This window comes from Companilactobacillus halodurans (genome assembly GCF_009600995.1).
Taxonomy (GTDB): Bacteria; Bacillota; Bacilli; order Lactobacillales; family Lactobacillaceae; genus Companilactobacillus; species Companilactobacillus halodurans.
Window position 1 is genome coordinate 1 of sequence record NZ_VDFO01000033.1, and the last position, 20929, is coordinate 20929.

General features: G+C 36.6%; 20 protein-coding genes. 13 read left to right on the forward strand and 7 right to left on the reverse strand.

Annotated elements, in window-relative coordinates:
- The 5 genes from FHL05_RS12850 to FHL05_RS08965 all read left to right on the forward strand — a co-directional run.
- Positions 1 to 97: IS3 family transposase (locus FHL05_RS12850; protein ID WP_153384755.1), on the forward strand; the 97-nt coding region annotated here is incomplete at its 5' end.
- A 163-nt stretch (positions 98 to 260) separates the two neighbouring features.
- Positions 261 to 1349 (forward strand): ABC transporter ATP-binding protein, encoded by a 1089-nt coding sequence (locus tag FHL05_RS08950; protein ID WP_153386352.1) that lies wholly within the window; start codon positions 261 to 263, stop codon positions 1347 to 1349.
- The gene (locus tag FHL05_RS08955; RefSeq protein ID WP_153386354.1) at positions 1342 to 2283 is read left to right on the forward strand and encodes a carbohydrate ABC transporter permease; all 942 of its coding nucleotides are present in this window, start codon (positions 1342 to 1344) and stop codon (positions 2281 to 2283) included. The genes FHL05_RS08950 and FHL05_RS08955 overlap by 8 nt, the downstream gene beginning before the upstream one ends.
- Complete coding sequence (locus tag FHL05_RS08960) at positions 2283 to 3113, forward strand: carbohydrate ABC transporter permease (protein ID WP_153522502.1); 831 nt, start codon at positions 2283 to 2285, stop codon at positions 3111 to 3113. Before FHL05_RS08955 ends, FHL05_RS08960 begins: the two co-directional genes overlap by 1 nt.
- Complete coding sequence (locus FHL05_RS08965; RefSeq protein ID WP_153386358.1) at positions 3113 to 4465, forward strand: ABC transporter substrate-binding protein; 1353 nt, start codon at positions 3113 to 3115, stop codon at positions 4463 to 4465. Before FHL05_RS08960 ends, FHL05_RS08965 begins: the two co-directional genes overlap by 1 nt.
- 58 nt (positions 4466 to 4523) lie before the next feature.
- Here the strand turns inward: FHL05_RS08965 and FHL05_RS08970 are convergent, their stop codons facing one another.
- Positions 4524 to 5453, reverse strand: a complete 930-nt coding sequence (locus FHL05_RS08970; RefSeq protein ID WP_153522504.1) for a DMT family transporter — start codon at positions 5451 to 5453, stop codon at positions 4524 to 4526.
- A gap of 119 nt (positions 5454 to 5572) precedes the next feature.
- Between FHL05_RS08970 and FHL05_RS08975 the strand changes: the two genes are divergently transcribed.
- The 3 genes from FHL05_RS08975 (at position 5573) to FHL05_RS08985 (ending at position 11111) form a co-directional block, all read left to right on the forward strand.
- Entirely contained in the window at positions 5573 to 6469 is an 897-nt protein-coding gene (locus FHL05_RS08975) for an ABC transporter ATP-binding protein (protein WP_153386363.1), read from the forward strand.
- Complete coding sequence (locus FHL05_RS08980; RefSeq protein ID WP_153386365.1) at positions 6462 to 7697, forward strand: ABC transporter permease; 1236 nt, start codon at positions 6462 to 6464, stop codon at positions 7695 to 7697. Before FHL05_RS08975 ends, FHL05_RS08980 begins: the two co-directional genes overlap by 8 nt.
- Positions 7698 to 8015: 318 nt before the next feature.
- The gene (locus FHL05_RS08985; RefSeq protein WP_162000266.1) at positions 8016 to 11111 is read left to right on the forward strand and encodes a glycoside hydrolase family 84 protein; all 3096 of its coding nucleotides are present in this window, start codon (positions 8016 to 8018) and stop codon (positions 11109 to 11111) included.
- A 219-nt stretch (positions 11112 to 11330) separates the two neighbouring features.
- Here the strand turns inward: FHL05_RS08985 and FHL05_RS08990 are convergent, their stop codons facing one another.
- Entirely contained in the window at positions 11331 to 12050 is a 720-nt protein-coding gene (locus FHL05_RS08990; protein WP_153386368.1) for an MIP/aquaporin family protein, read from the reverse strand.
- 339 nt (positions 12051 to 12389) lie between these two features.
- On the opposite strand from FHL05_RS08990, the gene FHL05_RS08995 reads away from it, so the two are divergent.
- Both FHL05_RS08995 and FHL05_RS09000 read left to right on the forward strand, forming a co-directional pair.
- On the forward strand, positions 12390 to 13334 hold the full coding sequence (locus tag FHL05_RS08995; RefSeq protein WP_153386370.1) for a D-2-hydroxyacid dehydrogenase: 945 nt from the start codon (positions 12390 to 12392) through the stop codon (positions 13332 to 13334).
- A gap of 157 nt (positions 13335 to 13491) precedes the next feature.
- Positions 13492 to 13818 carry a hypothetical protein gene (locus tag FHL05_RS09000; protein WP_153386372.1) on the forward strand — a complete coding sequence of 109 codons (327 nt, stop codon included), beginning with the start codon at positions 13492 to 13494 and terminating at the stop codon, positions 13816 to 13818.
- A 13-nt stretch (positions 13819 to 13831) separates the two neighbouring features.
- Here FHL05_RS09000 and FHL05_RS09005 read toward each other — a convergent pair whose 3' ends face one another.
- The 3 genes from FHL05_RS09005 to proB all read right to left on the reverse strand — a co-directional run bounded on the left by FHL05_RS09005 (position 13832) and on the right by proB (position 16417).
- Positions 13832 to 14305, reverse strand: coding sequence for a GNAT family N-acetyltransferase (locus tag FHL05_RS09005; RefSeq protein WP_153386374.1), 474 nt, complete (start codon positions 14303 to 14305; stop codon positions 13832 to 13834).
- Positions 14286 to 15533 (reverse strand): glutamate-5-semialdehyde dehydrogenase, encoded by a 1248-nt coding sequence (locus tag FHL05_RS09010; protein ID WP_153386376.1) that lies wholly within the window; start codon positions 15531 to 15533, stop codon positions 14286 to 14288. The genes FHL05_RS09005 and FHL05_RS09010 overlap by 20 nt, the downstream gene beginning before the upstream one ends.
- Positions 15534 to 15604: 71 nt before the next feature.
- Complete coding sequence (proB, locus tag FHL05_RS09015; protein ID WP_153386377.1) at positions 15605 to 16417, reverse strand: glutamate 5-kinase; 813 nt, start codon at positions 16415 to 16417, stop codon at positions 15605 to 15607.
- Between the two features lie 92 nt (positions 16418 to 16509).
- Between proB and FHL05_RS09020 the strand changes: the two genes are divergently transcribed.
- From FHL05_RS09020 to FHL05_RS09030, 3 genes are all read left to right on the forward strand, one after another.
- The gene (locus tag FHL05_RS09020; RefSeq protein ID WP_153386379.1) at positions 16510 to 16791 is read left to right on the forward strand and encodes a LysR family transcriptional regulator; all 282 of its coding nucleotides are present in this window, start codon (positions 16510 to 16512) and stop codon (positions 16789 to 16791) included.
- A 713-nt stretch (positions 16792 to 17504) separates the two neighbouring features.
- Positions 17505 to 17780, forward strand: coding sequence for a hypothetical protein (locus FHL05_RS09025; RefSeq protein ID WP_153386381.1), 276 nt, complete (start codon positions 17505 to 17507; stop codon positions 17778 to 17780).
- Positions 17781 to 17845: 65 nt separating this feature from the next.
- The gene (locus FHL05_RS09030) at positions 17846 to 18598 is read left to right on the forward strand and encodes an alpha/beta fold hydrolase (protein ID WP_153386383.1); all 753 of its coding nucleotides are present in this window, start codon (positions 17846 to 17848) and stop codon (positions 18596 to 18598) included.
- Here the strand turns inward: FHL05_RS09030 and FHL05_RS09035 are convergent.
- Both FHL05_RS09035 and FHL05_RS09040 read right to left on the reverse strand, forming a co-directional pair.
- Positions 18586 to 19971, reverse strand: a complete 1386-nt coding sequence (locus tag FHL05_RS09035) for a DHA2 family efflux MFS transporter permease subunit (protein WP_153522508.1) — start codon at positions 19969 to 19971, stop codon at positions 18586 to 18588. The genes FHL05_RS09030 and FHL05_RS09035 overlap by 13 nt on opposite strands.
- Before the next feature lie 3 nt (positions 19972 to 19974).
- Positions 19975 to 20400, reverse strand: coding sequence for a MarR family winged helix-turn-helix transcriptional regulator (locus FHL05_RS09040; protein ID WP_153386387.1), 426 nt, complete (start codon positions 20398 to 20400; stop codon positions 19975 to 19977).
- Positions 20401 to 20929 lie beyond the last annotated feature (529 nt).

The following is a 20929-nucleotide window of genomic DNA, read 5'->3' on the forward strand; positions in this document are numbered from 1 at the left end:
ATATGTATATTACTATAACAACAAAAGGATAAGGACAAAATTGGCCGGAAAGACACCGGTAGAATACCGGAATCTTTCCGACCAACTGATTGCCTAAAATAAACTCCAATTAATGGGGTTCACTTCATTATTGAATTGGGGACGGATTTTTTTTTCGGTAAATCATTAGATTCTTTACAATAAATTTACATGAAATAGATTAGATATATACATCGCGGATACATACTGTAACCAATGACATATTTGGAGGGATTAGATAAATGTCTACAGTATTGACGAACGTTTCTAAACAGTATGAAGCGGATAAAACCGTTTTGAGTGATGTCTCAGCAGAGATTCAAACTGGGGAATTCTTTGTAATAGTTGGACCATCAGGTTGTGGTAAGAGTACCTTGCTACGCATGATTGCCGGCCTAACAGAAATCAGCGATGGTCGAATCAGTATTGACGATAAAGTAGTCAATAACTTGCCACCAAAGGATCGTAATTTGACAATGGTCTTCCAAAGTTACGCTCTTTTCCCATTTTTAAGCGTTTGGGACAATGTGGCTTTTGGCTTGAAAGCTAGAAAAGATAAGTCACAGTCAGAAATTGACGAACGAGTAAATAACGCTTTACGCATGGTTAATTTGGAAGAATTAAAAGAACGTAAACCGCGTGAATTATCTGGTGGACAAAGACAGCGTGTGGCTTTAGCCCGTGCTGTTGCCAGCGATGCTAAAATCTGTCTAATGGACGAACCTCTATCTAACTTGGATGCACAATTAAGAATCAAGATGCGCCAAGAAATCTATTCACTACAAAGAAAATTGGGCTTAACTTTAATCTACGTTACCCACGATCAAGTTGAAGCAATGACGATGGCTGACCACATTATGGTCTTGCATGACTCAAAGGTTCAACAAATCGGAACACCTGCAGAAATTTACAAGAAGCCCGCTAATGAATTCGTTGCTAGTTTCTTCGGTGTTCCACCAATCAATATTTTACCTGCTGTTAAAGAAGACGATGGCCGCATCAATGTTAACGATGATTTCCAAGTAAACATTGATCAAGAAGTACCAACAGGCGAATTCAAAATTGGTATCAGACCAACAGAAATGAAATTAGAAAAAGTTGAAGAATTGGATGCCAACGCTTCAGTAACCAGTGTTGAATTCTTGGGTGATGAAAAAATCGTTTACGCTAAGATGAGCAACAATGATAAGGAAATTTCTGTAATTGTAGAAAGCAATGCTGATTTCAAGGCTTATGATACGATTCAAGTTTCTGCAACTGACAACATTTTGGTTTTCAATGCTGATGGTGTAAATATTACAAAAAATGCGGAGGATGTAGTCAATGCTTAAGACTTCTACAACTGACGTTGTTCCAGAAAAGAAGGTCCAAGCAAAGCAACGCCAAGCTTTTAAATTAAATGCGAAAGATAAATATTACGCTTCAATTTTTATTGGTCCATCGCTTCTCATTTTAGGATTGTTCGTTTTTTATCCTATGATTAAAACTTTGTATATCAGTATGTTTTTGACTAACACGTTGGGTAAAACAACCGTTTTTGTTGGTTTACAAAATTATGCAAAATTGATTGCTTCAGCCGACTTTATCTCTAGTATGTTAGTCACCTTGATCTATGTGGTCGCAGTAACATTTTTCACGATTGCTTTAGGTCTCTTATTAGCTAACTTGGCAAGTCAAAGATTGCCAGGTATCGGTATTTTTAGAACGCTTTATTCAGTAACAATGGGAGTTTCTGTTGCCGTTGCCGCAATCTTTTGGCTCTTTATTTTCAATCCATCAACTGGTTTCTTTGCCTTAATGAGCGGTTGGTTGAATCTTCCAGTCGTTAACTGGTTGACTAGTCCAGCAAACGCCATGTGGGCAGTTATCATTACAACTGTTTGGATGAACTTAGGTTTTACTTTCTTGATTCTATTAGGTGCTATCGAATCAGTTCCAACAACGCTTTATGAAGCTGCTGATGTTGAAGGAGTATCTTCAAGATATCAATTCTTCCACATCACGATTCCAATGATTTCGCCAACATTGTTCTTCGTTTCGACAATTACTATTATCGGAGCATTCAAGAGTTTTGGTTTGATCGATTTGATTACTAATGGTGGACCATCAAATGCCACTAACATGTTGGTTTATCGAATTTATAAAGATGCCTTTTACAGTGGTAACTATGCAAAATCAAGTACAGAAGCAATCATCTTAACAGTTATCATTGCCTTCTTTACCTTATTGCAATTCAAATTCTTAGAGAAAAAGGTGAACTACTAATGGCAGATTTTGATGAGCGCGCAACTTTAAAGAGAGTTTTTAGCTATTTAATTTTAATAGCTTTAGCTTTAGTAATCTTAGCTCCATTCTTCATTGGTATCTGGACTAGTTTCTTGCCAACGTTAGATATCGCTAAGGGTAATTTGTTCAGTCACGACATTTCCTTTGATAATTACGTATCAGCTTTTACAAAAACGCCAATTCTACGTTACTTGGCTAATACCGTAGTTATCGCCACAGTTACAATGTTTGCTCAATTGCTCTTTTGTTCAATGAGTGCTTATGCTTTTGTTTTCTTGAAATTCAAATTCCAAAAGACAATCTTTGCAATGTTTTTGATTACGATGATGTTGCCATTTGAAGCTGAAATCATTCCTAACTTTGCCACAGTTAAAGCTATGGGCTTGTTAGATAATTATGGAGCTTTGATCATTCCATTTTTAACTTCGGCATTTGGTACTTTCATGCTTCGTCAATCATTCTTACAAACGCCAGCTGAATTAAAAGAAGCAGCTGATATTGAAGGATTGAATCATTTCCAATTTTATTGGAGCATCGTCTTGCCATATAACAAGATTAGTATGATTACTCTAGGTGCTTATAGTTTCTTAGGCGCTTGGAACCAATACCTCTGGCCAATGTTGACAACTTTCAGTAACAATTCTCGTGTGATTCAAAATGGTTTGAAACAATTACAATCAGAAGAAACATTCAATGACTGGGGAATGATTCAAGCTAGTGCTGCTATCATCGTTATTCCAACGATTATCGTTTTGTTTATCGGTCAACACTACTTCAAGTCAGGTATGAATGAGGGGGCAGTTAAATAATGTCAAAGTACAAAAAACTTACTGTGCCATTGATTCTAATTTTAGGAATTGTCTTAATTGCAGTTTTTGGCAAAGCAATTTCAGCTAAATCGGCAGTTAAGGATAATCGGACGGAAGTCGTCTTCTGGCACGAAATGGGTGGTCCTTCCGAACAAGCATTGGAACAAGTCGTTGACGGTTTCAATAAATCACAAAATAAATATCGTGTCGTTCCTAAGTATCAAGGTACTTACGATGAAGCTATTCAAAAGATTTTACAAACTCATGGAACAAGTACTTCGCCAGCTGTTTTCCAAGCATTTGATATTTCAACAGCGCAAATGCTTCACAGTGGTTTTACAACACCTGTTCAAGACTTCATCGACCAAGATCATTTCGATGTAAGCAAGATTTCACCAGTTGCGAGAGCTTTCTATTCAAATGGTGGCAAGCAACAATCAATGCCATTCAATACTTCACAACCAGTGTTGTACTATAATGCAACTCTATTGAAGAAGTATCACATCACTCCACCTCCTGTATCGCCTTCATACAGTGATATTACAAGAGTGGCTAAGGAACTTTATGAGAAGTCAGGTCACAAGACTAAAGGTATGACGATTCAAATTTACGGTTGGTTCTTGGAACAAGCTATGGCTAATGCCGGAACTCAAATTGCTAACCAAAACGATGGTCATACTGGTAACCCTACAGAAGTTAAAGTTAATAACCCTGAAGCTGTTAAGTTCATGAAGTGGATTAAAGAAAATATCAAAGCTGGCGACTTCATCAACTATGGTTCCGGTGGTAGTGCTGGTGCTAACCAAACTGCTGGTTTCTTATCAGATAAGGTTGGTATCTTCATCCAATCTTCAGCAAGTATCGGTCAATTGACTAAGAGTAATAAAAATGAACTAGGTATCACATATTTCCCACACCCAGATGGGCAAAAAGCTAATGGTGTTGCTATTGGTGGTGCATCACTTTGGATTTCAAATGACAAGCCAAAAGATGTACAACGTGGTGCCTTTGAATTTATCAAGTATACAGTTAGACCAGAAGTCCAAGCTCAATGGCAAAAATCGACTGGATACTTAGCTCTAAACAAAGATTCACAAAAGACAAGTATCTTAAAAGACCTTTACAAGAAGAGTCCTGAATCAAAAGTTCCTGGTCAACAATTGGCAACAGCTAAGCCAAATTATTCTAACTCAGGTATTTTGATGGAAGGAATGCAGTTGGCTCGTCAACTTGAGGAAACTGCCATGGAAGGTGTTTATAACGGAAGCGACATCGATCAAGAATTGAAGACGGCTGATAAAGCTATCAACGAAAACTTGCAACAATTGAATCGAGCTAACGGCTATAAATAATTAGCTTATAAATATTTAAGTTTATAAGTGTTTAATAGTATAGAAAAAGCACATTTTCCTAATCAGGAGAATGTGCTTTTTTATATCTAGATTTCAAATTAAATAAATTTGGTGGCAAAGCTTGTAGGAAAGTAATCCCTAAAATCAGTAGAGCTCCAATCAATTCAGCTCCACTGATCTTCGTATTTAAAATTGTTACTGACAAAATTGTGGCCGTTAAAGGTTCAAAGGCACTCAACATTCCTGTAGTTGAAGGCGTTAAGAAGTTGAGACTTTGTAAGTAGAACAAGTAAGAAAACATTGTTCCGCCGGTAACAATGAAGATGATGCAAACCAAAGCTTTAAGATTTAATTGAGGTACTTGTCCCAAATTAGCAAATGGAGCAAAGACGATCCCGCCTAGAAGCATCGACCAACCAGTTACGATTCGAGCATCGAAACGTTTCAATAATCCCCGAGGCAAAAGAGTGTAAGAAGCCTGACTAATACCGGTCCCGACACCCCATAAAATTGCTGCAGGTGACAACATTAATTTATTGAGATGACCATGAGTCACTAGTAAAAAAGTTCCCAAAAGTGCTAAAACGATTGAAATCATATCGATTCTTCGTGGTAGCTGCAATTTACGCAGGGAAATATAAATGATAATGAATAATGGCCCTAAAAATTGTAAGACAGTGGCTGTTGGCGCATTGCCGTATTTAATCGCCATAAAGTAGGTGTACTGAGCCGGTAACATCCCTAAAAGTCCAAATGCCAATAATTGGACGATGTAACGCGGTTTCTTCAAAATGGCGAATAATTCCTTTGAATCGACAAAATAGCACCAGATAACTAATAACAAGCCAGCAAAGAGCAATCTGATACCGACTATCCAATGCGTGGGGATGCTTTCTTGGGTAAATAGATATTGAGCAATACTGCCAGAAAATCCCCAGAGAACTGGTCCAGTAATTGCATAAAAGAAGCCCTTTTGTTTGTCAGACATTTATAATCCCCCTTTCACAATAGATAACATGCTAACACAAACTAAATTTCCTTAAAACCATATCGAAGAAATTATCATTTCTGTATAATTTAGGCTATATGAAAAGAGGGGATGAATAAATGCTTCAAATCTCAAATATAAAAAAGAATTTTGGAGGTTTAAAAGCTTTAGATAATGTTTCTTTTGACGTGAAAAATGGTCAAATCCTTGGTTTGATTGGTCAAAATGGAGCAGGAAAATCGACCACGTTTCACAGTATTTTAAATTTTTTAAAATATCAAGGCACCATTACCTGGAACGACCAACCGATAACAGAAGATGTGTTCAATGAAATCGGTTATCTACCAGAAGAACGCAGTTTGATGCCCAAATTGACAATTGAACAACAAATCATTTATCTAGCTCGTTTGAAAAATAAATCAGCCAAAGAAATTCGTCCACAGATTGACAGATGGATGAAACGTTTTGCTGTAAAAGGCGATAGGAAAGATAAAATCAAAGATTTATCCAAAGGTAATCAACAAAAAATCCAGTTAATTTCCACACTGATTCATCAACCAAAAATGATTATCTTAGATGAACCATTCAGTGGTTTGGACCCAGTCAATGCTGACCTTTTGAAACAAGCAATTCTAGAAGTCAGACAACAAGGCGCTTCGATTATTTTTTCAAGTCACGATATGGAAAATGTGGAAGAACTCTGTGATTCCTTAGTGATGTTACGCAATGGCAAAGTGGTCTTAAAGGGCACTGTTAGAGAAGTAAGACAGTCGTTTGGCAAGACAAGGATTTATGTCACAAGCAATTGGACTCAAGACCAGTTGGAGAAATTACCGCACGTAATTCAAGTCAAGTCTCTAGAAGAAAAGCGCTTTGAACTTTTGTTAGATGATGAAAACGCTGGTGCAGAACTATTTGACGAATTGACCCACGGTAAATATATTGAAGAATTCAATCAGCAGCCACCAACTTTGGATGAGATTTTTAGAATGAAGGCAGGTGCTGACAATGAATAAACTCTGGGTTGTAACATTTGAAACTTTTTTGAGACAGGTCAAATCTTGGAGTTTTCTAACATTAATTTTAGGACCATTTATCCTAGTTGCCTTCACGATTGGGGCTGGATATCTTGGCGCTCAGTCTGGTGGGACGAGTGATAAGATTGCTGTCATCAGCGACCAATCACAATTGCGTGACAGTTTCATCAAAAGTAACCATGATAATGTTTTACAAAAAGTAACTGATAAAAAGACTGCACAAAAAAAGATGAATCAAAACAGTTTAGCGGGATATTTGCTTTTGAAAAGCGATGACCAAAAAATCACCGGTAAATATTATGTCACAGACAGTTTGGATTCTGCCGACAAGAATAAAATCAATAGTTTCTTAACTCAAGCGCAACAACAATTAAACGTAAAAAATGCGCAATTGAGCCCTAATCAAGCACAATCGCTAGCTCAACAACCAGTTTTTAAACAATCAGTACAAAAGAAAACTGGAACAGCTAACTTAGCAAAAACTATTTCATTTTGGATCATAATTATTATGGCATATATGATTTTACTTACGTATTCCAGCATCACCGCTCAAGAGATTGCTTCGGAAAAAGGCACCAAAATTATGGAAATCATCTTTTCCAGTACGACCGCCATTAAATATTTCTTAGGGAAAATCTTTGGAGTCTTGTTGGTAATCTTATTACAAATCGTAATTTACTTATTTGGAGGTTGGGGATTATACCTATACGCCCAAAGAGCCAGCCTGACCAAAGGTTTCATGCACCAGTATCAAGATTTAATCACCTCAGTTTTAAAGAATTTATTGAGCGTCAATTTGCTTTATCTATTATTGGGAGTAGTAATCTTCACAATTCTAGCAGCCTTTGCCGGAGCCATAGTATCAAAGGCAGAAGATGCCTCAAAGGCAGCTCAACCGGTAATTACGTTTAATTTATTAGCATTTTTTGCGACCTTCCCATTCCAAAATAATTTAGACTCAGTCGTTGTTAAAATATTGTCCTATGTACCATTTTTCTCAACGTACTTCATGCCAATGAGAATCGTTAATAGTGATGCTAGTGGAATTGAGATTGGAATTTCGTTAGTAATATTGATAGCAAGTATCGTCTTGTTAGCAACTTATATTGGTAAGATTTATCAAGGATTAATGTTGCAGACAGATGAAGGAAGTTTTTGGAAAAAACTGAAGAGAGTGAAGCAGGACCGCTTAGACACCGAGGATTAAGACCAATATCTCAGGTGACTGCAAAGCAGGCGCCAGAGATATTAGACTTAACCGGAAGTGTCTGTCCTGCGTAACTCGTTTTTGCTATATTGACAGAAAGTATGGTTATTCCAAAAAAACTAAACTAAAATTTGTTAAACTTATTTCTATCGCATAGTTAAGACATTGAGTTAAATAAAAATAATACATAAAAAATAAATCCTATAATATATAAATATTTAATTTTAAGTAAACTGGTATCTTTTCATATAAATGTATATGAAAACGTTTTATAAGATTATATACTTCATTTGTAATTTAAAGGAGGGTGATTTTAAGATGTCTACTAGAAAATTTCAACACAGGAAATTTGTAAGTAATCATAAGTTGCTTTTGTTAGGGGTCACAACTTTTGGTTCCTTACTAGTCTTTAGCAATATGTCAGCTAATACGAACATTGTTCATGCTAGTGTCATTACAAATGAGGTTGCAGAGAATAATAATTCTTTGAATAAAAATGACGCTAGTCAAACTGGCCAAGCAGAAAATGAACCCCAAAAATATGAAACAAATAGCAGTATGAACGAAAATCAACAAGGGGATTCAAGAGAGGTAAATTCCAATCAAAGGGTAAATACTGGGACTAATTCAAAGTTAAATGTTCAAACTGAAAAGAAACAGGTAACAACACCCGAGGCACAACAAAATCAAAATACTAATCAAATACCTGTAACATCAACGCCAATTAATAATGATGGCAAAGTTAATAAAAATCAAACCAATAATGTTAATGGCAATAACAAAGTAGCTGATGCAAAAGTCAATAAAACTGAAGCAAGTATCAACAAGACTTATAGTGTCCAATCAAATAATGTTAATACTACGGTTGGTGCTTCTGTTAAAGATAATCAAACGCAACAATCAATTGCTGAAACAACTCAATCTTTAAATGATAATCAAATTGATGTTGATAATACGTATTTTGGTTTAGCCAATGATGAAGCAGTAAATCAACAATTGTCCAATTTGAATACAGAAAATGCTGCTAATTTAAATGACAACGGCTATTTAATTAGAAGTGGCATTGTCAATAATAAAAAGATTTTAGTTGTTCAAGGAAAAGATGCCACCGGTTTATTTTACGCAATCAATAATCTGAATAATTTAATTAGCAGTAAGAGTAGTTTCGATAATATTAACATTCGTGAATCACCACAAATGTCTATTCGTGGGGTAATAGAGGGCTTTTATGGTCAACCATGGTCACAACAAGCTAGAGAAGATTTATTTAAATTCATGGGTGAACATAAGATGAATGTTTATATTTATTCACCTAAAGATGATGACTACTTGAGAAACAATTGGAAGGAACTATACCCACAAGACAAGTTGAATCAAATCAAGGAGTTAGTAGAGTCGGCCAAGAGAAATCATGTTTCCTTTGTTTATACACTTTCACCCGGTAATGATATTACATACTCTAGTCAAGCAGATTTCGACAAGACAGTTGCCAAATTAGATCAACTAAGATCAATTGGGGTGCAACAATTTTATATTGCCTTAGACGATATTCCTTTGGGAATGACTGAAGAGGATTCTAAAGTATTCAAAAATCATCCAACGACCAATTACCCTAATAATCCATGGTCAGCCTTGGCTGATGCACAAGCTTATTACGTCAATCGGGTTCAAAAAGAATATGTTAAAAAGCACAATTTGCCAGACTTATGGTTAGTGCCAACTAACTATAATGGCTCTAAACAAGACCCATTTAAGGAAGCTCAAGGCGAAGCACTTGATAAAGATATTCGCCTGCAATGGACTGGTGAAGGTGTTTTCTCTGGTGAAATAACTAATGAATCTGTAGAAGAAGCTAAAAAGACTTATCATTCAGACCATTTGTTTATTTGGGATAATTTCCCTGTAAATGATTCTGATCAAGATCGACTATATTTGAACCCACTTGAAGGTCGAAGCAAAGACCTCTATAAAATCATGGATGGATTCACAAGTAATCCTATGATTCAACCTTATGCATCGTGGTTTGGATTGGCTGGATTTGGAGAATATATGTGGAATGCTAATACTTACAGTCCAAGCGTAACGCTACAAAATACTTTGCATGAAATTGCGGGAGACAATCCCGAAGCTTTAGTGGCTTTACAATCATTTGTGGATTTGAATCAATATTGGGATTATGCCACCGATAAAAATAAAGTTCATGCACCAATTTTATCGATTTTCGTAAATAGCTATGAGAATGCCACTTATGGAACTCCAGAATATACTGAAGCAAAACAAGCATTGATTGAACGTTTGAATATAATCGCTGATTCACCCGAAACAATGACAAATTTGAAGACTGTTGGTTTTTATGATGATTCCTTGCCTTGGATTAACGCATCAAGTCATTGGGCAAAGGCTTTACTTGAGGGAATTAATATCAATGATTACATCAATAGTAACCAAAATGATAATGCTGTTTTGAGTGGATACTTTAAAGAGTTTACGAAACAAATTTCTTTAGCAAATGCCAAAGCACTACCAGATAGTCGGACTGGAAAACCTGATTTATTAATCACGCCATACGTTGGTGACGGTATTTTCCAAAACTTTACCGACAAAGTTTATACAAGCTTAGATGCCTTTCTAGGTGGAACCGCAATAAAGACAGAAACTAATAAAATAGCTAGTCAAGCAACTACAGAAATCCCTCAAAACGGTGATTACTCACCGGAAAATATGAGTGATGGTAATTTGAATACCAAGTATTGGAGCAATCGCAGTGTAAAAGCTGGCGATACGATTGAGATATCTCTAGATCAAGCTCAAGATATCCAACGACTTGACCTTTATCAAGGAACTGACGATGCAGCAACCTCAGGAGATATGTTTAAGACAGCCGTTATTTATGCTGGCAATAAAAAAGATGGCAGCGATAAAAGAGCAATTGGATTAATCAATTCAGTTGGACATTATCAATTGAACATCAATCAACCAATCAACGTGAAATATCTCTTTATAACTGCAACCAGCAAAACTGATAATTGGCTTCAAATTAGAGAAATAGCTGTAAACGGGAAAACCGGATTAAATATTTCAAATATCCAAAGCATAGGCCAAATAGGATCACAAGCAATCTTTGATGGTACGAATAAGACAGCCTATGTGGGGAAATTGAATAAAGCAAACGAAACCGGAACAATCGAACAACTATTCACTAAAATATCAGGAATCCATTCAGTTAAATTAGTGGGTCAAGTAAATGGAAAAGTATATGTTCATCAAAATAATGAATGGAAATACATCGGAAACGTCAGCAATAAACAAGCTATCACCGACCTTAAAGTTGATGATTCAGCAGTAGATGGAATTAAGGTGGTAGTCGATAGAAGCGATGATGAATTCGTTATTAATGAAATAAACTTTAAATAGAGAGTGAAGCAGGGGCGTTCAGCTCCCTGCGTAACTCGTTTCCACTATATTGACAGAAAGTATGGTTATTCCAGAAATGGAATCAAACAATAATTTTAAATAATTACTCTCTGTCATACATTGACAGAAACCATGGTTATTTAAAATAAATCAAACACACCAAAAAAGGCAATCTACCATCAAAAAAACGGTAGATTGCCTTTATTTATCTAATTTCATTTAAAAAAACACACTGTAAAGCTTAACGGCTGCAATTGCACCTAAAATCGGAGCAAGTACAGGGACCCAACTGTATTTCCATTGAGAAGAACCTTTGGGATTTAAAGGTAATAAAGCATGCAATAAACGAGGACCAAGATCACGAGCAGGATTTAGAGCAGGACCAGTTGGTCCACCAAATGAAACGACCAAACACATAACTAAGAATCCTAGACCGATGAAGTCGGCACGTGGATCGATGTGGTCTGAAGTTAAAGCAACAGCACCAAAGACTAAGATAAATGTTCCGATAAATTCATTAATGAATCCGTTCAAACGACTGTTTTCGGCATCAATCGTTGCAAATGTTCCTAAAATACTTTCGACGTTTTCTGTCTTGTTGTAATAAGGTTTGTAAGCTGCAACAATCATCAATTGTCCAAAAATGGCACCTAAGAATTGAGCGATGATATATGGACCAACTTCAGACCAAGGAAATTGACCATTAACGGCCATTCCTAGAGTCATAGCTGGATTGATTTGACCACCAGAGATGGGACCAAACATCATGGCAGGTACCATAACACCGATACCATAACCGAATCCAATCAAAATCCACCCGCCGTGGAAGCCCTTTGTTCCTTTTAATTCAACGTTGGCAACTGATCCATTACCGAGGGCAACCATAATAGCTGTTCCGATAAATTCAGCGACACAACGTACTAATAACGTATAATGCATTATAAATACTACCCCTAAATTTAATTGATTTTTCTCATTACGATTTAAACGCTATTCAGCAAAACACGAATATTAGAAATCACGCATAAATGGGTTAAATATTTGAAATTCGTTAAAATTTGTCTTTTATACGTGAATAATCTTCAATTTTCACATAAAAAATTGCTCCACCAATACGGGGCAATATTTACTAACATAAATAGCAAAATAAATCAAATAATGAGCAACGGTTAACATTGTATCATACATTCCGAATATTTTTAGAGATTTTCAGAAAAACTGGATAGTTTTTGCTATATAGTTATAATATGAATTAAATTAAAAAAACGAGGTAGGAAAATGAAAGTTCTTAGTTTAGTTAATTTAACCAGAAAACAAACAGAAAAGATTCAATCGATTTCTGGAGTCGATCTCAAAGTTGTTTCGCCTAAAAAGGTTACTGCAAAAGACCTTGATGGAGTAGAAGTACTTTATGATTGGTCAAGCAATTTAAAAGATGCTGTTTTAAAAAGCGATACTTTGAATTGGATTCAGGTTATTCGCGCCGGCGTTGATGCCTTACCATTGCGTGAATTGGATGATAAGGGAGTTATTTTAACTAATGGTTCAGGTGCCAATGCCATCAATATTGCGGAACAAACGTTAGCTTATATGTTGATGTTCGTGCGGAAGATGAATTTGACCACTCGCTACCAAGACGCTAAGGAATGGAAACACGAAGACGGATATGACGAAGTTTACGATAAGACCGTCATGATTGTTGGTGTTGGTCACATCGGCAAACTCCTTGCTAAATATGCCAAAGCCTTGGGAATGAAGACGATTGGCGTTAGAAGAAGCGATGAAGCAGTGGAAAATATCGACGAAATGATTCCAATGTCCGAAATGAAATCGCGTATCTCTGAAGTCCACTTTGTCGTCAACGCCTTGCCAGGAACAGATGAAACGACCGGACTTTTCAATCAAGAGATGTTCTCCGAAATGTCTAAGAAAGCCTATTACATCAACATTGGCCGTGGAAAAACGACTGAAATGGATGATTTGATATCCGCATTACGCAATCAAGATATCGCCGGAAGTGCTTTAGACGTTACAACACCCGAACCACTGCCAAGCGACAGTCCACTTTGGGATATGGAAAATGTCATCATTACTCCTCATGATGCTGGGGATAGTGTAAATTACGAAGATCGTGCTTTTGATATCTTCAAACGCAACTTGAAATCCTATGTCGAAAATGGCGAGGTCGTTAAAAACGTCGTCAATTACGAAACAGGCTATTAAAAAGCCAAACAAACCATGTTGAGAATTTTACGAGTTGTATTAAAATTAGACTAGATAGAAGAAAGGAAAAATAATGTTATCTAGTGACTATTTTATAGGCTTTATGCTCGTGTTCTTGTTTTGGTTGTTGTTATTGCTTTTGGAAATAATTTTGAATATGAGAAACACGATTATAGAATTATCTTTCTTTTCTAGTAAAAAACCGTTTTTAATGGACAAATTGGATAATGACCTCAATAAAAAATTTGGCGTTCGTTTCCAATTCTTATTTGAATTGTTTGAATTTGTGATGATTGGCTATATTGTTTATGCCGTGGTCATGGACTTGAAATACCAAGGGTTACAAATTAATATGGCATCATTGCATCAAGTCATTTTCTTGTTTGTCATCATCATGGCAATAATGGTCGGGGACTTGATCATGATTGCTAAAGACTTGCACGTTTACAAATTCATTAAAAATTACAGTCCCGAAGCAAAATAAAAGGAACTTCCAATTAAGGAAGTTCCTTTTTTAGTCGAATCATATCTTTTAGAACTAATTTATTTTCAATAATCGGTTCATCATAATTATCAACGAAGAAATCATGGATCACATCAGTAACGCGAAAGCCAAACTTTTGATACAAATAAAGTTGAGTAAAACTAGTGCTGCCAGTCCCAATTTCTAAAAACCGATAATTTTTTCTCTGAGCGTATTCTTGGGCAAAGCTGAGCAACTGTTCACCCAGACCCTGATTGCGCCTATTCTTAATTACAGCGAGATTAACAATTTCAAGTGTTTGCGGACTAGTTTCGACTAATAAGATTTCACCCAAGAGGTTGGTCCCATCAACTAGTTCGAATTTATCAGCTTGTTTCAAATAATCGGCAACAATTTTTTTTGATGGATCAGCTTCTAAGAATAATTGCCAATGTTTTGACGTAATTTGAGTTATTGGACGAATCGAATTATTTTCTGATTTGACCATCGCCTTGGACCAAGTACTTAGTTGTCGTTAATTCGTTGGCTCCCATAGGACCTCTGGCGTGCAATTTTTGAGTACTGATACCAATTTCAGCCCCAAAGCCGAATTGTTGTCCGTCAGTGAAACGTGTTGAGGCGTTTGTGTAGACTACTGCAGCATCAATTTGTTTCATAAATTGACGACTGCTGGAGTAATTTTCGGTGATGATTGATTCGCTGTGTTTAGTGTTGTACTTGTTGACATGCTTGATAGCTTCGTCAATTGAATCGACGATTTTAATGGCAATAATGTAGTCGTCGTATTCAGTTCCCCAGTCTTCTTCAGTAGCAGGGATGATGTCAGGACAGATTGCTTTTGATAAAGTATCGCCTCTGACTTCAACATTGTTAGCACGTAAAGCTGCATAAATTTTTGGCAAAAATTCATTAGCGACATCTTTATGAATAACGATTTTTTCAGCAGCGTTGCAGACGGAAGGACGTTGAACTTTTGCATTGATGATGATTTTAAGAGCTTTATCGAGGTCAGCATCTTTGTCAACATAAATGTGACAATTGCCGGCACCAGTTTCAATAATAGGAACTTTAGCCTTATCGACAACCATCTTGATGAATTTGCCGCTGCCTCGAGGAATCAAAACATCGATATAATCGGAGAGCTCCATCATCTTTTGAGCTGTTTCGTGACTGATATCATCAATCAATTGAACGGCATTTGGATTGATGTCCACGTTTTTAAGTGCCGTACGTAAAATTTCAGACAAGACGATATTAGAATTGATAGCTTCTTTGCCACCACGCAAGATTACTGCATTACCGGCTTTGAAACAAAGTCCTGCAGCATCGACGGTAACGTTAGGACGAGCTTCATAAATCATTCCGATGACGCCTAAAGGGACTCTTTCTTGAGTGATGTCTAAACCGGTTTCCGTTGTCCAGCCACGATCGATTTTACCAATTGGATCAGGTAAATCCATGACTTGGCGCAAGCCATTCGACATGTCATTGATTCGATCTGGCGTCAATAATAAGCGATCGACCATAGCTTGTTTGAGACCATTTTTCTTAGCCGTCTCGATATCTTCTTTATTAGCTGTGAGGATTTTTTCAGTATTAGAAACTAATGAATTAGCCATGTTAAGTAGGGCAGCATTTTTTTGTTGCGTTCCCAATTGACCGAGTTCAAAAGCAGCGTTTTGGGCATTTTGACCCATTTCTTCAAGATTTGTCATAATAATCACCATTTTTCCCGTAAAAAATGTATTTCTAAATTATATTAATGATAAGTATAGCATGTTAATGATTATTGAGGATTTTTAGTGAACAATGTTCCAACTGGTTCGCCAGAAAGGATATTGAAGATTACCTCGGGATTCTTTCCATTCGTTAAGACCATTTGCTGATTGTGCTTCAAAATCAATTCGGCAGCTTTTAATTTTGTCGTCATGCCGCCAGTTCCAAATTTAGTACCGTGGCCGCCGGCTGCAGCGATGATGTCAGGATTGATTTTGGTGATTTGATCAATCAGTTTTGCGTCAGGGACCTTGAGAGGATTAGCAGAATAAAAGCCGTCGATATCTGACAACATAATCAAAAGGTCTGCATCGACAAGGTTAGTGACAATGGCAGATAATTGGTCGTTATCGCCAAATTTAGTGTGGTGATCCAATTCAGATACCGTCACAGTATCGTTTTCGTTGACGATAGGGATGGTATTTTCCATGGATAATAATTCTTGGAAGCTGTTCATCACGTTAGTGTGGCTTTCGGGATAATCGATGATATCTCGAGTTATCAACATTTGTCCGACCGACATGCCGTATTCGTGGAAAGCTTCATTATAGATTTGCATCAATTCCGCTTGACCGACAGCAGCAACAGCTTGTTGTTTAGAAATTTTTATCGGCCGAGTATCGATTCCCAAAACACCCATGCCGACACCGATAGCACCTGATGAGACTAAGACGACATCCTTGCCGTCTTTTTTGAGACTGCTCAAAACGTGAGCGAGTTTTTTTATAACTTTTAAATTTATCTTGCTGTTTTGACGAATCAAAGTACTAGTACCGATTTTGACTACAATTCTATCAGCAGAAATGAAACGTTTATTTTGCATATTTTTATCCTCATAAAAAGTTTTGACCTAGTAATTAATTGTTAATACTATTACGATAGAACAATAGGTAAAATAAGAAAAGGGTGTATTTCATGTATAAAATTTTAATCATGCTCCATGACGGTGACGACTATATCCGAATGAACAAGGTTTACATTGAAAGCATGCCAGTCGCAGGACAATATATTATCCATTCAGATGGATTGCCATATTATGTTGAAGAAGTAACAACCTTCGTCGGGTACGTTAGCAGCAAAGGAGCAATCGCTATCGTGGTTGTTCACCAAGCCGATAAAGATGCCGAAGTTAATAAATTATATGGTGTTGATATTGCCAGAGATCTTGATGATCCTGAATATAATAAAAAATCTTAAAAAGTACGAGTTAAAGGGGTTTGCTCTACCTTTAGCTCGTACTATTTTTATTATATTATTTAATATATTTTATGTTTAAACATGTTTAAAACGCACTTCAGAAACAGTAAATAATTTTTAATAGATATGGTGTCAAAATAAGCCCCTAAACATTTATTATGAGGGTCGTAGGAAGTTTTGCTGGGGACAAAACAAACCAAGATGATTTGGCTCGTTTTGCCCCTTTTTTACCAAAAAAAAATAAAGGCCTACCACTAGCCTTTATTTTGCGAGAAATTGAAGCCAAAGCCTACCACTAACTTTGACTTTAAGCAGTTGAGAAGGAGTACTACTTTTCAAAAAGGATAACAATGAAATATTGTTAGGTATATACATCTCGCTTATATAACCAAATTAATTATAAAGCGGATATTAAAACTTTTCTACAATTAGTGGGAAATAATTTGATTAAAATAGCAAAATATTAAAACAACTGGCTCCGATAATACACTATCTTGTTCAATCTGTTGATAAACGTGACATGTAGTGGTCAAACTGTCATAATTTATTTAATGGCTTAATACATATTCTATATTTGATTTCCAGAAAAATATAATTATTTTATATAAAGTTGGAAGTAGCTTGTTACTAAAAGAGAACATAATAGTAACAATGATTAAGAAAAGAGTATTACAAGTTGGCTTTCAAATTTCAAAAAGAAGGGTGGTAACATTTTGAAACAAGTACATGTCTCAAACGCTGAACGCGATAATTTTGTCCGTTCCCTTGAGGAGTCTGTTGGATCCTTCAATTTGGGTTCTGAGCGGTCTTTAATCAACCTAGTATTTAAACATATTAAATTACTCGAATATAATGATGGTTTAGAAAATGAATTGATTAGTTTTCGACGCGATTTACTCGAATATGATATTGAAACTGGTCATCGTCACAATCGAGACGTTGAAGAACTGCTATTTAAAATCAAGAATAGAAATTTACCCTATATTTAATAATGCTGGAGCAATAAATCCAGCATTATTTTTTTGCCATGATATCATAACTTTGAGGTGAAATTATGGTAAAAATCAAACAACGCTTGATTCAAGACGTTCCCATTTTGGAAGTAGTTAAGGAAAAATTTGAGAACGACGCCTTACCTTTAGTAGTGTTTTATCATGGCTGGCGCTCCAGTAAAGAACTTGTGCTGACCCAAGCCCGGAAATTGGCCGAAAAAAATATCCGCGTCATTTTGCCAGATGCAATCAATCATGGTCAAAGACATGCGGATATTTCATCGATTCCCTCATTCACTTTTTGGAACAGTATCCAAGGGAATCTTGCTGAATTTTCATTGTTACGAAATTTTTATAGCCAACGCGGCTTAATAAAAGATAAAAAAATTGGCGTCGGTGGTTATTCAATGGGTGCAATGACGACTGGGGCTTTATTAACGCAACACCCTGAAATCACTGCAGCGACCATCATTATGGGTACGCCTAATCTTGAAGCCTATGCAAAGTTGGTTCGAGAAGATGCTAAGCGTCGCAATCTTTATATTCCTGAAGATTTGCAATATCTAACTAGTTGGATTGACCATTTTGACTTGAACCAGCATCCCGAAAAACTAGCCAATCGACCAGTCTTATTTTGGCATGGGACAGAAGATAAGAGGATTCCTTACCAACAGTCGTGTGATTTCTTTAATCGAGTTCACGCACAACCATTTGCTCAACAAGTGGCCTTCATCACTGGGTACAAAGCTGGACACTTGGTTGAAATCAGATTGATGGATAAAATCGCCAACTTTTTCGAATATTATTTGGAATGATTATTTTGGATTGATCTGAACAAGACGATCCAAGAAATCAAAGCGATGATGACTAGGATGATGAGGGCATTACGACTTCCAATAGCTGTAGAAACTGCGGTACTCAAACTAGCATTATCTTGGCTCAAAGAAATAATTGCAGCAACGACTGAGGTACCAACGGCGCCGGCAAATTGTTGGAGCGTGTTGAAGATAGCATTGCCATCTGCTTGAGTTTTGTTGGATAGATACTTGAGTCCATCGGTCATGATATTTCCGTAAGAAACACCCATCCCGAACATATAAATGATGTAAATAAAAATAATCAAAGTGTTATTCAAGTGCAAACTGAAGATAGTAAAGAGAATCAATGAAATTGTGGCTAGAGTAATTCCTGAAAGAATCGGAATTCTAGCACCGACTTCATCCAAAATCTTTCCACCTAATGGAGCTAAGATAGCTCCAACTAAACTAGCTGGTAAAACAGCTAAACCAGCAACTGTGGCGTTGTCGTGATTAACTAGTTGAATGTAGTTAGGCAAGATAAATGATAGACCTAGTGAAAGAATTTGAATCATGAAGAAACTAGCTACGTGACCTCTAAAGAGATGACCTTTTAAGATGTTGAGATTCAACAAGGGATTATCAACTTTTTTAGAACGAACGACAAAGCCGACTAAACCAAGAATCCCAATGATAAATGAGGCAACAACGAGTAAGGACATTTGACTCATGTTACTGAAACCAACGATTAGGCCACCAAAGGTCAAAATCAAAGTGCATAAACTAAGCAAGTCAAATTTAACTTTTTGAATTTGGCTTTTTTGATGGATATTTTTAACCCCTAGAATAAAGGAAATGATGAGGATTGGTAAAAGAATGACGAAAATATAACGCCAACCTAAAGAATTAACGACTAATCCACCAAAGGTTGGTCCAATAGCGGGGGCAATCGCAGTAATGAGAGTTCCTAACCCCATCATTAGGCCAATTTTACTTTCAGGAACGTTCTCTAAAATGATGTTGAACATCAAAGGCAAAGCAATTCCAGTTCCTAATCCTTGGATAACTCGACCCAAAAGTAAGAGTGGAAAAATCGGAGCAATCGCATCAAGAGCGACACCCAAGATAAAGAGTAAGTTAGCAACAATAAAGAGTGCCTTAGTTTTAAAATTCTTTTTTAGAAATGATGATAGTGGAATGACGATGGCAACCACTAGCAAATAAATTGTTGTCATCCATTGAACAGTCGAAGTTTTAATACTGAATTCCCTCATCAAAGTAGGGAAAGCAATATTCATTGAGGTTTCGACGATGACCCCGCAAAATGACATTAGACCCGCAGCAAGAACTGCTAACAGGACATTTAATGGTATTTTTTCTGCTTGTTTCATAAATTAATGTTCCTCCCGATCACTGTAAAACTTTAATATTTTCTCAAAAGTACTAATTTCAGCGTTGGAGAAATTTGCTTCTAAAATTTCTTGTTGATGCTTCATATAGGCGTTAATCTGTTTTTCCAGTTTATGTGCTTTTTGAGTAAGAAAGACTGATTTTTGGCGAGCATCTTTAGTAGATGACTGGCGATAAATCAAATCTTTTTTTTCCATTCTTTGCAACAAAACTGTCACAGTTGAACGCTGAAGAAAAAATTCTTTTTCAATATCACGTTGAAACATTTCTATATCGCTATTACGACTTATGAAGTCGATGATAGACGCTTGCATCCAAGTCATGTCATGGGCTTTCGAAAAATCATCGAAGCGGATTATCATATGATTGGACGCTATTTTAAGTAAAGTATTGGTGTATTTTTTGGACATTTGATCAAATCTCCTTGTGGATAAAACGTTAGTTAGCTAACGATTTATATGGTACAACGATATTTTGAGGTTTGCAAGGGGATAAAAAATGCCAATCAATTGTGTGTTGTTTTTGATTGCACTTATTGGCTGGTTGGGGTTTTTTGTTATTTTTTGGATAGCTAGTGAGGATTGATTGTGGGGGAATACCTTTTGATTTTTTTATAGTGGGGGTATTTTGGGCGCTTTGATGTTTTATAGTGGAAACGAGTTACGCAAGCCAGATTCCTGTGCTTTTCCTGACTTCCCAAACTGTCTGCTTCGCAGCCAATTCGTGAAGTAATGCAAATGCTCGGAATCTAAGCGGGCTTGCTCCACTCTCTGGCGAAAACGAGTTGCGATGGGGCAATCCATTGCGGCTAAGCCTATTTCGCGAATCACTCGCAAGGTGCGCGAGCAATTTGCAAAATTGTCTTAGTCCTCGTGGGCTGACCGCCCCATCTCCACTCTCTAACTAAAACGAGTTACGCAAGCCAGCTACTTCCGGTTA

What these genes read in the sequence shown, in the direction of transcription:
- FHL05_RS08950 (WP_153386352.1), top strand. Translation starts at nt 261, where the DNA reads ATGTCTACAGTATTGACGAACGTTTCTAAACAGTATGAAGCGGATAAA.
- FHL05_RS08955 (WP_153386354.1), top strand. Translation starts at nt 1,342, where the DNA reads ATGCTTAAGACTTCTACAACTGACGTTGTTCCAGAAAAGAAGGTCCAA.
- FHL05_RS08960 (WP_153522502.1), top strand. Translation starts at nt 2,283, where the DNA reads ATGGCAGATTTTGATGAGCGCGCAACTTTAAAGAGAGTTTTTAGCTAT.
- FHL05_RS08965 (WP_153386358.1), top strand. Translation starts at nt 3,113, where the DNA reads ATGTCAAAGTACAAAAAACTTACTGTGCCATTGATTCTAATTTTAGGA.
- FHL05_RS08970 (WP_153522504.1), bottom strand. Translation starts at nt 5,453, where the DNA reads ATGTCTGACAAACAAAAGGGCTTCTTTTATGCAATTACTGGACCAGTT.
- FHL05_RS08975 (WP_153386363.1), top strand. Translation starts at nt 5,573, where the DNA reads ATGCTTCAAATCTCAAATATAAAAAAGAATTTTGGAGGTTTAAAAGCT.
- FHL05_RS08980 (WP_153386365.1), top strand. Translation starts at nt 6,462, where the DNA reads ATGAATAAACTCTGGGTTGTAACATTTGAAACTTTTTTGAGACAGGTC.
- FHL05_RS08985 (WP_162000266.1), top strand. Translation starts at nt 8,016, where the DNA reads ATGTCTACTAGAAAATTTCAACACAGGAAATTTGTAAGTAATCATAAG.
- FHL05_RS08990 (WP_153386368.1), bottom strand. Translation starts at nt 12,050, where the DNA reads ATGCATTATACGTTATTAGTACGTTGTGTCGCTGAATTTATCGGAACA.
- FHL05_RS08995 (WP_153386370.1), top strand. Translation starts at nt 12,390, where the DNA reads ATGAAAGTTCTTAGTTTAGTTAATTTAACCAGAAAACAAACAGAAAAG.
- FHL05_RS09000 (WP_153386372.1), top strand. Translation starts at nt 13,492, where the DNA reads ATGAGAAACACGATTATAGAATTATCTTTCTTTTCTAGTAAAAAACCG.
- FHL05_RS09005 (WP_153386374.1), bottom strand. Translation starts at nt 14,305, where the DNA reads ATGGTCAAATCAGAAAATAATTCGATTCGTCCAATAACTCAAATTACG.
- FHL05_RS09010 (WP_153386376.1), bottom strand. Translation starts at nt 15,533, where the DNA reads ATGACAAATCTTGAAGAAATGGGTCAAAATGCCCAAAACGCTGCTTTT.
- proB (WP_153386377.1), bottom strand. Translation starts at nt 16,417, where the DNA reads ATGCAAAATAAACGTTTCATTTCTGCTGATAGAATTGTAGTCAAAATC.
- FHL05_RS09020 (WP_153386379.1), top strand. Translation starts at nt 16,510, where the DNA reads ATGTATAAAATTTTAATCATGCTCCATGACGGTGACGACTATATCCGA.
- FHL05_RS09030 (WP_153386383.1), top strand. Translation starts at nt 17,846, where the DNA reads ATGGTAAAAATCAAACAACGCTTGATTCAAGACGTTCCCATTTTGGAA.
- FHL05_RS09035 (WP_153522508.1), bottom strand. Translation starts at nt 19,971, where the DNA reads ATGAAACAAGCAGAAAAAATACCATTAAATGTCCTGTTAGCAGTTCTT.
- FHL05_RS09040 (WP_153386387.1), bottom strand. Translation starts at nt 20,400, where the DNA reads ATGTCCAAAAAATACACCAATACTTTACTTAAAATAGCGTCCAATCAT.